Source organism: Desulfosarcina cetonica JCM 12296 (assembly GCF_001311845.1).
In the GTDB taxonomy this organism is placed as follows: Bacteria; Desulfobacterota; Desulfobacteria; order Desulfobacterales; family Desulfosarcinaceae; genus Desulfosarcina; species Desulfosarcina cetonica.
In genome coordinates, this window is record NZ_BBCC01000178.1 from 1 (window position 1) to 12,642 (window position 12,642).

Consider the following 12,642-nt stretch of genomic DNA (forward strand, 5'->3'; position numbering starts at 1 on the left):
GTTCGGCACCGGCCGCGTCCCCAAGCCCGGCACCGGTGGCCAAGCAAGGCGCCGTGCTGGCACCCATCCCGGGACTCATCATCCAGGTCTCCGTTCAGGTCGGGGATTCGGTGGTGGCCGGTCAGACCGTTGCCATCATGGAAGCCATGAAGATGGAGAACAATCTGGTTGCTCCCGTGGATGGGGTGGTTGCGGAGATCCGGGTGCAGAAAGGCGCCGAAGTGAACACCGGCGATCTCATCATGAACATTGGGTAGGTGATGGCGGCGGCGCCGGCAGGCGCCATCCGGCTGCGTTGATTTTGATGTGTGCTTACAACCGTAAAAAATAGTCATGAAAAACGGGATCAGCGGTCAGCTCCGGATGGAAGGTGGTGGCCATCCGACACCCTTGGCGTACGAATACCGGTTCCCCGTCGCGTGTCGCCAGCACGACGACCGTCGGTTGGATGGCCGTGATTCGCGGGGCGCGGATGAAGATCGCGGGAAAGCCCGGCCGATCGAGGATCGGCACGTCCAGGGGATGAACGTCGCTGGCATCCTGGCGGCCGTAGGCGTTGCGCCGCACCGTCACGCCCAGTGACCCCAGGATGCCTGGACCCGTGTCGACGGTTTGCGCCAACAGGATCGCCCCGGCACAGACGCCCCAGACGGGCATGCCGGCGGCGATGCGCTGTTTCAGGGGCGCCACCAGGCCGAAGGCCTTCAGATACATGGCCATCACCGTGCTTTCCCCGCCGGGAATGATCAGCCGGTCGATGGCCGCCAGATCATCGCGCTCGCGGACGATCCGATGGGGACAGCCCAGCTGGTCAAGGTGCTTGCGGTGATCCAGGAAGGCCCCCTGGAGACCGAGCAGACCGACGACCATGCTACCACCCCCGCTCGGCCAGGCGGGTCTCCAGGCTGGCGATCTCCTGACCCGGCATGGGATCGCCCAGGTTCTTGGAAATCTCCAGCAACCGGTCCGGTTGCTCAAAGTGGATCACTGCCTGGACGATCGCCTGGGCCGTGCGTTCGGGATGCTGGGACTTGAAAATCCCCGAACCGACAAACACGCCGTCGGTACCCAGCTGCATCATCAGCGCCGCATCGGCCGGCGTGGCCAGTCCGCCGGCGGCAAAGTTGACGATTGGCAGGCGCCCCGCCGCGCGGGTTTCCGCGACCAATTCCACGGGTACGCGATAGGCCTTGGCCTGCGCCTCGAGCTGCGCGTCATCCATCGACTGCAACGCATCGATTTCGCATGTGATGGCCCGCATATGCCGCACGGCCTCGACCACATTGCCCGTCCCGGCCTCGCCCTTGGTGCGGATCATGGATGCCCCTTCGTCCATACGGCGCAGGGCCTCGCCCAGGTTGCGCGCGCCGCACACGAAGGCACGCGGAACTGGCGCTTGTCCACATGGAACTCCTCGTCCGCCGGGGTGAGCACTTCGCTCTCGTCGATGAAATCCACGCCCAGCACCTCGAGAATGCGCGCCTCCATGAAGTGGCCGATGCGCACCTTGGCCATCACCGGAATGGAGACGGCCTGCATGATGCGCTCGATCATCTCCGGTGCGCTCATGCGTGCCACGCCGCCCTGTTTGCGCAGGTCGGCCGGCACCCGTTCCAGTGCCATGACCGCGCAGGCGCCGGCGGCTTCGGCGATTTTGGCCTCTTCAGGTGTGGTGACGTCCATGATGACGCCGTTCTTGAACATTTCGGCAAAGCCCCGGTTGACCGGTTCGCGTTCTTTTCCGATGGGTTGCATGGGGGTTGGTCCTCCTTTATCGGGTGTGCTATAAAAGCGCTATCGAAGACGCCCTTTTTGTATTGTCATAGTACAATTAATAAAATGTACTATGACTGTCAATACAAATAACCATCGGGAAGGCCATGGCCCTATACGAAGAGATTGCCGCGCAGATTCGGACGCAGATTGTTTCCGGTGTGTATCCACCGGGCAAGCGGATTCCCTCGATCCGCCATTTCGCCGACCATTTCGGGTGCAACAAGCTGACCGTGCAGCGAGCCTTCGAGCGCTTGACCGCCGATGGGCTTTTGGAGAAGATCGTGGGCAGCGGCTCCTATGTGAAATTCCCGGAAACGATCCAAGCGGCCGGCGAGGTGTACGACCTCTCCACCGATTACCTTTCGGAGTCGTTCTTTCCCCATGGGGTTGCCGGCGCATTTTCCAGGAGATCTTCGCGCGCGACAAGGGGGCCGCCTTTGCCGCGGCACCCATTGCCGGCGACCCATCGCTGATCGAGGTCCTGGGCCGCTTTTACCGCCTGCCCACGCGGCGCATGCTGGTGGTTTCCGGGGCCCAGCAAGGACTCGATCTGGCGGCCAAGGTGTTTGCCGCGCGCATACCGGACAACATCCTTTTCGAGGATCCGACCTATCCCGGGGCGATCTCCCTTTTCAAGGCGCGCCATTTCATCCCCTTGGATCATGCCGGTCCGCGCATCGGGGAACTTCAGGCGCGCCTGGCCGACGGCATTCGCCTTTTCTACACCATGCCGGCGGTGCACAACCCCACGGGCATTTCCTACACGGCGGCCCGCCAGGAGGCCGTGGCCCGGCTGGCCGAGGCCCATGGGGTGTTCATCATCGAGGACAGTTATCTCTCCGAGTTTGCCGATGACACGCGACCCCGTTTCGTGGATATCGCCCCCGAGCAGACCATCTATATCAAGTCCCTTTCCCAGACCACCGTGGCCGGCCTGCGCCTGGGATTCATGGTGGTGCCGTCGCGCCTTTACGACCGCTTCATCCATGCCAAATACACGTCCGACATCGGTTCCAACGGTCTCATGCAGAAATTCTTCGATGCCTTCGTGCGGGGTGGTGATTACCAGCGGTTTCTGGACGCGACGGCCGCCCGCATGCAGCGCCGCAAGAACCGCCTGATGGATCTGCTCGCCCCGATCGGTGCCCTCACGGTGGCGCCGGACCAACAGGGCGGCAGCCTGTGGGTAAAAAGCCGCACTGGCCTGAACCTGCCCCATGTGCCCTGGGCGCCCGGGCGGCAGTTCTCCTTTAATCCGGCCATGGAGAATTGTTTCCGAATTTCGTTTATGTCGCTGGATGATGCGGACTTCACACGTGCGCTGGATTATCTGGTCGATATTCTGGGGCCAATGGGGCGGTAGCGAGGGAGAACAACAAAAGGGGCCCTTTGGGGGCCCCTTAGCAGGATCAGATAGCGGTAGCCGGATTCGGCCTACCGGTTGTCTGGGTTCAGGCTGGACCAGGGATGGATTTTGTAGTTGTGCACTTCGATGGTCGGTTGCCCGCCCTTGTCCATCACCGTTCCGCGGACTTCGACCTTTTTGCCGATCAGCGTTTGAACGTCCAGGCCCTCACCGGAATTGGCGATGTTGAAAGCCTTGCCATGGTTGTCCACCAGCTGACTGTTGCTGGTGACGATTCCCCTAATATCGGCGTTGTCGGTATAATTCCCCGCATAGCTGGTTCCGAAAAGAATAAACGTTGCTGCCAATGCGATTGCCAAAGTCGACCAAATATTGATTTTCGTATTCATGGTGATTCTCCTTTGTCAGGGACACTGTCGCGATTTTCCAAGGCAGTGTGTGTCGTTAAAAGGGTCGTTTCTCCGATTTTTGTTTGGCGCCGGTCGGGAAACGACCGAAGCCGTTCGGCGTCGCGTTTGCCTTTGTGACAATGGCATTAAGCACGAAGCGGGCCAAAGTTGAAATATTTATAAATTAGTTATGATATCATGTTGTTAGTAAAAATGGACGAATGCCTGGTTGACTGAAGTGAAGGAAAAACCCTACAAAATAAAGTCAGCGGCTTTTGAATAGATGACAACCTGCTGATATTACAGCGCCGATATTGGAGGATAACCCATACAGGGGGGCTCACCGATGGGCCGCCAGAAGATGTCGGTCAGTGATCAGGGATGTTCGTTTTTTCAATGATCCGTGGGTATTATGAGCAATTCCGGCCAGCGCGCTCGCATCCCCATGGAATCCTGTTTATATTTCAATGAAAATGCATGTGGAATCGACGATAGCAGCTCTGCCGAAAGCCTGTGCGCAAGGCAATCCAGCCGGCCAGGCGCACCGGATTGAAAACCTGCAACCACCAGGAGACGTCCATGACCATCTTCAAGCGCCTTACCGCCGGCTACCTGATCATCATGGTCATGGTGCTCATTTTCGGCGGGTACGTGGCCTATCAAATGAATCATCTGACCCGTATCATCCATAAGGCAGCGGGTGTCGACAGCGAGACCATCCAGACCGTCGAGGCTCTGTCGACCCGGCTTCAGCTTCTGGTCAGTATTGAAAAGAAATACTGGCTTTCCAAGGAAAAGGATTTCTACGACCTCTTCTTCAAACGTTGCCACGAATTCCAGGACCAGCTGAAGGACCTGGCCAAGTTGACGACCGAGGCCCATCTGGCGGCACCCGTCAAAGAGATCCTGACGCTGAGCCAGTCCTATCTGGAGGGGGTCGCCCGGGCGGACACCCGAAACGAAGGGATGCCCTCCGAGGCTTATAAAGCAGACCGCGATGACTTGATCGATGCGTTGTTGATCCATCTGGACGATCTCTACCAGTCGGCCAGACAGATTCGTGAGCAAAGGATCAAGGAATCGGAACAGATCAGTACCAATGTTCTGCAGGTGACCCTCGGGCTGGCCGCCGCGTGCATCCTTTTAGGACTATCCGTGTCGTTTGTGACCACCCGTCAAATCGTCAGTCCTATCAAATTGTTGCAGCAGAAGACGCGTGATATCGCCGTCGGCAATTTCGTCAAGATCGAAGACTTAAAGGCTCCGCAGGAGATCCACCACCTGGCCGAGGATTTCAACGCCATGAGTGAGCGCCTCCGGGAACTCGATACGCTGAAGGAGGATTTCGTCAGCCATGTTTCGCACAATCTCAGGACGCCTTTGACCGCCATTTGGGAGGCGTCGGACATGCTCATCCGGGGGACCTTCGACAACGATCCGGAAAGCCGGGCGGAGCTTTTGACCATTGCTCGCGACGAGTGCAAGCGGCTGATCGAATCGGTCAACCGGATCCTCGACCTCTCGCGGATGGAGGGCGGCATGATGGATTACCGCTTCGTCTCCGTTGACCTGGACGCATTGATCCACGATGCCGTCGAAAAGCTCAATCCCATCGCCTGTGCCAAACAGATCACCTTGACCATCGATTCCCCGCCGGATTTGCCGCTGATCCTGGCCGATGCCGATCAATTGCTGCAATTGATGGATAATTTGATCGGCAATGCGTTGAAGTTCACCGATGCCCACGGGCGCGTCAGCGTGACGGCCGCTATTCCGCAACCCAACGACGGCCTCATCCAGGTGGCCGTCAGCGACAGTGGGTGTGGCATCGAAACGGCTAACCTGGAAGATATTTTCAACAAGTTCAGGCGCATTGAACACGGCCGGGATACGGTCAGGGGCACGGGGTTGGGATTGGCGATCGCCAAGCACATTGTCGCCGCCCACGGCGGTACCATCTGGGTGGAGAGCGAGAAAGGCAAGGGCAGTACATTTTACTTTTCCCTGCCCCATGCTTAACTTTGTCAAATAAAAACACCCGCCCGGATAGCGATTGTGAAAGTTTACGAAAACGGGATACCGATCGCCGCCACCGAATGACCATCGGATGGTCCAGTGCATCGGATACCCCTGCCATGTGTTGAGGATAAGGAATGAGCAAAGCCGGAAGACGTCCTGCAGAGATCACCCTGTTGACCGTCGACGACGACCCGAGCATCTTGCGGGTGATGGGCTTGCGCCTGGGATCCAAGGGCTATCAGGTCCTGTCCGCCGCCGATGGGCGCAAGGCCCTGGAACTGGCCCAAGCAAGCGATGTCCACCTTGCCGTGATCGATCACAAACTCGATGGCGAAGACGGCGTGGAGCTGATGGAGAAGCTGCGTCAGCATCACCCGGACCTGCCGGTGATCATTCTCACCGCCTACGGAACCATCGGTAACGCCGTCGATGCCATGCAGCGCGGCGCCTGCACGTACATGACCAAGCCGTTCGATGGCGAACAGCTGGTTAAACAGATCGAAGGATGCCTGGAAAAACAGCGTTTGGCGCCGGGATCGGCATCCGACGGTCCGGCCGTCGATCCACCCGTGGAACCTTCGGCGGCTTTCGGTCCGGTCATCGCCAAAAGCCGTGTGATGAAGGCCGTGTTGGCCAAGGTGGCCCAAGCGGCCAGAAGCGAAGCCAATGTCTACATCGAAGGAGAAAGCGGTACGGGCAAGGAGATGGTGGCCCACTCGCTGCATGCGGCCAGCCCGCGCAAGGATGGTCCCTTTGTGGCTGTCAACTGTGCCGCGATTCCGGAAAGCCTTCTGGAAAGCGAGCTGTTCGGTCATGTAAAAGGCGCCTTCACCAGTGCGGATCGGCAGCGCGAGGGCCTTTTTTGCCCGTGCCCAAGGCGGCAGTTTTTTTCTGGACGAAATTTCCGAGCTGCCCATGTCCATGCAGGTCAAACTGCTGCGGGTTTTGGAAGAACGCGAGTTTTACCCGCTGGGCAGCAGCCGCAAGGTCAAAATGGATGTCCGCTTCATCAGTGCCTCCAATCGCGACCTGGAACAATGGGTGGGCGAGGGGCACTTCCGCGAGGATCTGTACTACCGCATCCATGTGATTCCCATCTCGCTGCCGCCGCTGCGAAAGCGCAAGGCGGACATCCTGCCGCTGGCGAACAGCTTCCTCGCCACCTTCAGCCAGGCCAGCGGCAAGTCCGTGCGGGAGATCTCCCCGGCGGCGTTGGATAAGCTCTTGGCCAACGACTGGCCGGGCAATGTTCGAGAGCTGAAAAACGTCATGGAATATGCGGTCGCCATGGCCACGGGGGCGGTGGTGACACCGGAGCTGATTACCGGTGCCATGACCCGTAAGGATGCGGAGCCGCCGTCCTTGAGCCATGCCAAGGATAAATTTGAAAGGGAGTATCTGATCGAACTGCTTGAATTGAATCATGGCAATGTGAGCCAGGCCGCGAAAATGGCCGGTAAGTATCGCGCCGACGTCTACGGACTGCTGCGCAAGCATGGGTTGAATCCGGTGGATTTTCGCCAACGTAAAACGCCCACGCGCGGCAGCTGATGTCCCCCGAGATCGCGGCTCAATCCATTATGGATGACAAGAGGACCGATCCAATGACCGATTTGAAAAGAACCGTCACCACCTACGCCGTTTTTGTCTTGGTTGTCATTTTGTTCACCGCCTGTGCCACCCCTGCTACGGAGAGGCCTGCGGCCCGGACCGACAGATTCAGCGACCTGCCGGCCTTGCTGAGCCCGCCGGCCGATGCGCCGGACTACAAAGCGCTGACAGACTACAAGGACGATTACGAGGCCTCGGCCCACAGCGCCAGCATCGACTACCTGAACGCCAATCCCAAGCTGGTGCAACGCATTCAGAACGACCTGGGCTGCAAGGAGATTCAATGGCGGCTATCGGGTATTTCTCACCGCGTGCTCTACGCACCCGAACGGCGTAAAAAGGTCGCCGGACTGTTTACGGATTACTGTCAGGAGGCCATCACGGATACGCTTCATCGGACCGGGCTTGCGAATCCCTACCACTCGATTAGCGCGCCGGATCAGGTGGCGCCGTGTGATTCGACCGATCCCGGGGTCAACGCCATCATCGTGCGCGATCTGGCCCGTGAATACGAGGCACACTACCGGTTCAGCGGCGCCACTCAGAAAACGATCGATGTCGATCTTTCCGGACGCATTCCGCTCAATGAAGTCGGTTCCTATGTCAGCTATCTGGAATATTCTCCCGCGGAGCACCGCTGGCGTTTTACCCATGACCATCAAACGGTCTGGAAATGCACCGCCCAAAACCCCTATACGGTGCTCATGACGCCGCTCGAGGAGACCCTGCACATCTCTCTGAGAAAATATACGGAAAGGGCCATTCTGGCATCCCTGGACGCGGAAAAGGCGCCGGCTTCGGCGGAAACGGTCCAAGCCACCGTCGATGACTGGCTGGCCGTGGAAGAGGCTGTCGTGGGCGGGCTGGTCTACAAGCTGGCGCCCGACGTGGTCCTCAAACGCGTCCCCGGTCTTTCCCCGGATTTGATTCAGGCGGATATCGCCACCAAAACCCAATTCAAGAAATATCGCATGTTGCGCAACGGCATCGACTGGGTCGAGAAGCATGGGCTCAAGGAGAGCATCCACCGCTACCAGCAGGATCCAGCGGCCGTTCGTGACCGGTTGATAACGGATTCCCCGCACTGTACGACCGATTCCCACCCGCCTGGTAAGGGTGCCTGATGCGCTGTGCCGGAGTTGCGTGCAAAGAAAGGAAAGCAAATGGGTAGAACATTGAAAGGTCTCATTGCCGTCGGCCTGGTGTACTTCCTCTTGGCCGGAACCGCCATGGCCGAGAAGGTGCTGCGCATCCCCAATCTCGAGGATCCCAAGACCGCGGACTGCCAGACGACCTTCGAATTTTACATGCTGCCGCTCAACATCTTCGACCGCCTGGTGGAAGCGGTCACCGTGGGACCCGGCAAATCGGAGCTGGTGCCCGGTCTGGCCGAGAAATGGGAAATTTCCGCCGATGGCAAGATCTATACCTTTCACCTGCGCAAGGGGGTTCTGTTCCACAATGGGGAGGAACTCACCGCCGCCGACGTGGTCTACACCTTCGACCGCATGCTCAACCCGGCGACCAAGGCCCTGAACACCGCCATCCTGGACTTCGTTGACGGTGCCACCGAGCGCCTGAACGGCAAGGCCGATGCGGTCAAGGGCCTCCAGGCCATCGACCGTTACACCGTCCGAATCACCTTAAGGGAGGCCTACGCGCCGTTCGTCGCCGTCATGGCCAGCCCCCAGGCGTCGATCTTCAACCGCAAGTTCACCACTGCCGCCGGCGGCCAGTTCGGCCTGACCCCCGAAACCACCTGTGGCACCGGTCCCTTCATCCTGAAAACATACGTGCTCAACGACCGCCAGGAACTGGTGGCCAATGACAAATACTTCCGTGGCCGGCCCAAACTCGACCGTATCGTGGTGCGGGTGGTGGCCGACCCGGAGACCCTGCGGCTCCTGTTCGAGACCGACGAACTCGACGTGTTCGACTGCGACTATGCGATTGCCCAGATTTCCTATTTCTACCAGAGCGAGAAGTGGAAGGACCACATCATAAGCGGCCCGCGCGTGGGGATCTACTACTTCAGCATGAACCAGCGCCTGAAACCCTTTGATGACCTGCGTGTGCGCAAGGCCTTCCAGATGGCCATCGACCGCGAACTGATTCTGGAAAAACAATTTTACGGCAAGGGCAAGATCGAGAACGCCGTCATTCCCCGGGGCCTGGCCTGCTTTTCCCCCGACGGCCCGACGATCAAATACAACCCAGAAGCGGCCAAGGCCCTGCTCGCCGAGGCCGGCTATCCGAACGGTGTCGACATCACCATCGCGCAGGTGAGCAGTTGGAGCGCCAAGTGGCAGGATATCAACCTGATCGTCCAGTCCATGGTCAAGAAGGCCGGTTTCAACGTTACCATCAAGCAAATGGACGAAGCCGCCTACTATGCCACGCGCAAGACCGGCGATGTCGAGAGCTACGCGCAGAACTGGGCTGCCGACTTCAACGATCCGGACAATTTCCTCTATACCTTTTTCAGCGAGCGGGGTACGCTGGTACGTTCGCTCAACAACCACGATCCGGCGGTGTTCAAGGGCATCGACGATGCCCGCACCATGACCGATCCGACCCAGCGCTGCGCACTCTATCGCCAGCTCGAGAACCGCATCGTGTACGAGGATGTTGCCTGGGTACCGCTCTTCAGCCTGGATCACACCTATGTGGTACAGCCGCGGGTGAAGCATTTCGTCGTGCCCTGGAACGGCTGGAGCGACATGAACTACTTCTTGACGGAGGTGGAATAAACTTGCGGGATCGCCGGCCATGCTGAGATACATCCTTCACCGCGTCCTCGTCTCCATCCCCGTGCTCATCGGGATCACGCTGCTTTTGTTTGTGATGCTCAACGTGATCCCGGGAGACCCGGTGGCCCTGATGATGAAAGAGCATGCCAGTCCGGACGTGATCGCGCGGGTGCGAACCCAGATGCACCTGGACGACCCGGCGATCACGCGCTACGTCCGGTTTCTGGCCGGGGCCCTCAAGGGGGATTTCGGCATCTCCTACAAAATCAACCGGCCGGTTACGGGGCTGATTCTCGAGGCTTTCCCCAATACCTTGATCCTGGCCCTGTGCGCCGCCCTGGTGGCCTGGCTGATCGGCATCCCCGCCGGCGTGATCTCGGCGGTCAAGCGCCAGTCCGTCGTCGATCATTTTTTATGGGCTTTTCCCTTTTGGGCGTCTCCATGCCGGTCTTCTGGTCGGCCCTTCTGATGCAGTACATCTTCGCCCTGAAGCTGCATCTTTTGCCTGTGTCGGGTTTTTACGGACCGCGGTATATCGTCCTGCCGGCCATCGTGCTCGGCTGGAGCTCCGCCGGGGTGATCGCCCGGCTGACGCGTTCGAGCCTTTTGGAGGTGATGCGCCACGATTATATCCGCACGGCCCGCGCCAAGGGGCTGCGCGAGGCGCCGGTAATCGTCGGCCATGCCCTGAAGAACGCCCTGCTTCCCGTGGTGACGATCATGGCCATCCAGGTGGCCGGCCTCTTGTCGGGCGCCGTGATTACCGAGAGTGTCTTCGGGATTCCCGGGGTGGGCCGCATCGCCGTGAACGCCATCCAGGCCCGCGACATGCCCCTTTTGCAGGGGGCGATTCTTTTTTCTACCGTGCTGGTGATCGCCGGCAACCTTGTCGCCGATATCCTCTACGCCTTCCTCGACCCGCGCATCCGCTATGCCATGCAGGAGAAATAACCGTTTTGAACCCGCCGATGGAAACCGTTGAACCCTTCCCCGACACCGGTTTGCCCGACGCGGCCGTGGCTGGCGTCCTGGACGATATCGGCCATGCCTTCCGCAACAACCCCTTGGCCATGCTGGGGCTTTGCGCCATCGGCCTCTTGGTACTGGTCGCCCTTCTGGCCCCCTGGATCACGCCCCACGACCCCTATCTGGTCGATTTGAACCAGCGCCTGCTGGCACCCTCGTGGCACCACTGGCTGGGCACCGACAAGTTCGGCCGCGACCTGTTGACCCGCATTCTCTACGGGACGCGCATCTCCCTGATGGTGGGGCTGATTCCCAGCTTTCTCGCCATGCTGATCGGCACGCTGCTGGGCATCGTCAGCGGCTTTTACGGCGGCAAGACCGATTTTGCGATCATGCGTTTGGCCGACGTGATGATCGCCTTTCCCTCATTGCTGCTGGCCATGGTGGTGATGTATACGCTGGGCGCCAGCCTGATCAACATCTTCATCGCCCTGAGCGTCGTGGGCTGGGCCGGGACCGCGCGCGTCGTGCGCGCCCAGACCCTCTCCCTGCGCAACAAGGCGTTCATCGAGGCGGCCCATGCCAACGGCGTGCGCCGGCACGTGATCATGGGGCGGCACATCTTCCCCAATGTTCTGCCGACGCTGATCGTGCTTTTTTCCTTGGGCATTCCCGAGGCGATCATGTGGGAGTCGACCCTGAGCTTCCTGGGTGTCGGCGCCCAGCCCGCCCACCCCCAGCTGGGCCTTTTGGTGGCCAACGGCAAGGCCTATCTCTTCTCCGCGCCGTGGGTGGCCATCGCCCCCGGCGTGGCGATCCTGATCACCGTGCTGGCCTTCAATTTCATGGGCGATGGTCTGCGGGATGCACTGGATCCCTACATGAAGGACTGAACCATGACGTCTACTGCCGAGAAGACGCCGATTCTGCGCGTCGATCACCTTTCCACGCGCTTTCATACCCGGCGGGGCGTCGTGTACGCCGTGGACGGCATCTCGTTTACGGTCGACCGGGGACGCGTGGTGGGGTTGGTGGGCGAGTCGGGCTGCGGCAAAAGCATGACCGCGTTGTCCATCATGGGGCTGGTGCCCTCACCGCCGGGCGAGGTCATCAGCCAGGGGATCGTGTTGAACGGCCATGACCTGGCGCCGCTCTCCTACGATGCCATGTGCCAGGTGCGCGGCAAGGCGATCGCCATGATTTTCCAGGAACCGATGACCGCCCTCAACCCGGTACTCACCGTCGGCCGGCAGGTGGGCGAGGCCATTGCCGTGCACCGGCGTCTGGGCCGGGCCGAAATCCGGCGGCGGGTGATTGAGATGTTCCACCTGGTGGGCATTCCCGAGGCCGCTTCACGCTATACCGCCTATCCCCATCAGCTTTCCGGCGGCCTCCGGCAGCGGGTGATGATTGCCATGGCCCTGATCGCCGAGCCGATGCTGTTGATCGCCGACGAACCCACCACGGCCCTGGACGTGACCATCCAGGCCCAGATCCTCGATTTGATGCTGGATTTGCGCGCGCGGCTGCAGACGGCGATTATCCTGATCACCCACGATTTGGGCGTCATCGCCGAGGTCTGCGACGATGTCAACGTGATGTATGCCGGCGGTATCGTGGAGACGGCCGGCGTCTTCGATCTCTTCGACCGGCCGCTGCACCCGTATACCCGGGGGCTTTTGAATTCCATGCCGGGCATGGCCGCCAGCGGTCACCGGAAACGCCTGACTTGCATTCCCGGCCGGGTGCCCAGCCTGCACCGCCT

15 protein-coding genes and 1 pseudogene are annotated in these 12,642 nt (G+C 60.0%); 12 read left to right on the forward strand and 4 right to left on the reverse strand.

Translation table 11 applies throughout. The features are described 5' to 3' along the window. The coding region (locus JCM12296_RS27070) for a biotin/lipoyl-containing protein (protein ID WP_157067929.1) at positions 1–257 on the forward strand (257 nt) is incomplete at its 5' end. Between the two features lie 55 nt (positions 258–312). On the opposite strand, the gene pdxT is transcribed toward JCM12296_RS27070, so the two are convergent. Genes pdxT through JCM12296_RS51615 form a run of 3 tightly spaced genes read right to left on the reverse strand, consistent with a single transcriptional unit; the run spans position 313 to position 1,755 of the window. Further along, positions 313–870, reverse strand: a complete 558-nt coding sequence (gene pdxT / locus JCM12296_RS27075; protein WP_054699694.1) for a pyridoxal 5'-phosphate synthase glutaminase subunit PdxT — start codon at positions 868–870, stop codon at positions 313–315. A 1-nt stretch (position 871) separates the two neighbouring features. After that, positions 872–1,375, reverse strand: coding sequence for a beta/alpha barrel domain-containing protein (locus JCM12296_RS51610; protein WP_281492168.1), 504 nt, complete (start codon positions 1,373–1,375; stop codon positions 872–874). Then, positions 1,315–1,755: a beta/alpha barrel domain-containing protein gene (locus tag JCM12296_RS51615; RefSeq protein WP_281492169.1), complete on the reverse strand. Its 441-nt coding sequence runs from the start codon at positions 1,753–1,755 to the stop codon at positions 1,315–1,317. Before JCM12296_RS51615 ends, JCM12296_RS51610 begins: the two co-directional genes overlap by 61 nt. Before the next feature lie 125 nt (positions 1,756–1,880). Between JCM12296_RS51615 and JCM12296_RS27085 the strand changes: the two genes are divergently transcribed. Both JCM12296_RS27085 and JCM12296_RS27090 read left to right on the forward strand, forming a co-directional pair. Then, positions 1,881–2,249 (forward strand): GntR family transcriptional regulator, encoded by a 369-nt coding sequence (locus JCM12296_RS27085; protein WP_054699696.1) that lies wholly within the window; start codon positions 1,881–1,883, stop codon positions 2,247–2,249. After that, positions 2,249–3,139, forward strand: coding sequence for an aminotransferase-like domain-containing protein (locus tag JCM12296_RS27090; RefSeq protein WP_246804937.1), 891 nt, complete (start codon positions 2,249–2,251; stop codon positions 3,137–3,139). The genes JCM12296_RS27085 and JCM12296_RS27090 overlap by 1 nt, the downstream gene beginning before the upstream one ends. Before the next feature lie 71 nt (positions 3,140–3,210). Here the strand turns inward: JCM12296_RS27090 and JCM12296_RS27095 are convergent, their stop codons facing one another. After that, complete coding sequence (locus JCM12296_RS27095) at positions 3,211–3,531, reverse strand: hypothetical protein (RefSeq protein WP_054699700.1); 321 nt, start codon at positions 3,529–3,531, stop codon at positions 3,211–3,213. A gap of 513 nt (positions 3,532–4,044) precedes the next feature. On the opposite strand from JCM12296_RS27095, the gene JCM12296_RS27100 reads away from it, so the two are divergent. From JCM12296_RS27100 to JCM12296_RS27130, 9 genes and pseudogenes are all read left to right on the forward strand, one after another. Then, positions 4,045–5,550: a sensor histidine kinase gene (locus tag JCM12296_RS27100; RefSeq protein ID WP_157067930.1), complete on the forward strand. Its 1,506-nt coding sequence runs from the start codon at positions 4,045–4,047 to the stop codon at positions 5,548–5,550. 209 nt (positions 5,551–5,759) lie between these two features. Then, positions 5,760–6,347 (forward strand): annotated as a pseudogene (locus tag JCM12296_RS48210) (sigma-54-dependent transcriptional regulator); the annotation flags it as partial. 37 nt (positions 6,348–6,384) lie between these two features. Beyond that, positions 6,385–7,101, forward strand: coding sequence for a sigma 54-interacting transcriptional regulator (locus tag JCM12296_RS48215; protein ID WP_281492170.1), 717 nt, complete (start codon positions 6,385–6,387; stop codon positions 7,099–7,101). A gap of 53 nt (positions 7,102–7,154) precedes the next feature. Next, positions 7,155–8,285: a hypothetical protein gene (locus JCM12296_RS27110; RefSeq protein WP_157067931.1), complete on the forward strand. Its 1,131-nt coding sequence runs from the start codon at positions 7,155–7,157 to the stop codon at positions 8,283–8,285. 39 nt (positions 8,286–8,324) lie between these two features. Further along, positions 8,325–9,911 carry an ABC transporter substrate-binding protein gene (locus tag JCM12296_RS27115; protein WP_054699706.1) on the forward strand — a complete coding sequence of 529 codons (1,587 nt, stop codon included), beginning with the start codon at positions 8,325–8,327 and terminating at the stop codon, positions 9,909–9,911. 19 nt (positions 9,912–9,930) lie between these two features. After that, positions 9,931–10,380 carry an ABC transporter permease gene (locus JCM12296_RS42605; RefSeq protein ID WP_218188309.1) on the forward strand — a complete coding sequence of 150 codons (450 nt, stop codon included), beginning with the start codon at positions 9,931–9,933 and terminating at the stop codon, positions 10,378–10,380. Then, positions 10,326–10,862, forward strand: coding sequence for an ABC transporter permease (locus JCM12296_RS42610; RefSeq protein WP_218188310.1), 537 nt, complete (start codon positions 10,326–10,328; stop codon positions 10,860–10,862). Before JCM12296_RS42605 ends, JCM12296_RS42610 begins: the two co-directional genes overlap by 55 nt. A 5-nt stretch (positions 10,863–10,867) precedes the next feature. After that, the gene (locus tag JCM12296_RS27125; RefSeq protein ID WP_218188311.1) at positions 10,868–11,770 is read left to right on the forward strand and encodes an ABC transporter permease; all 903 of its coding nucleotides are present in this window, start codon (positions 10,868–10,870) and stop codon (positions 11,768–11,770) included. 3 nt (positions 11,771–11,773) lie between these two features. Then, positions 11,774–12,642: ABC transporter ATP-binding protein (locus tag JCM12296_RS27130; RefSeq protein ID WP_054699708.1), on the forward strand; the 869-nt coding region annotated here is incomplete at its 3' end.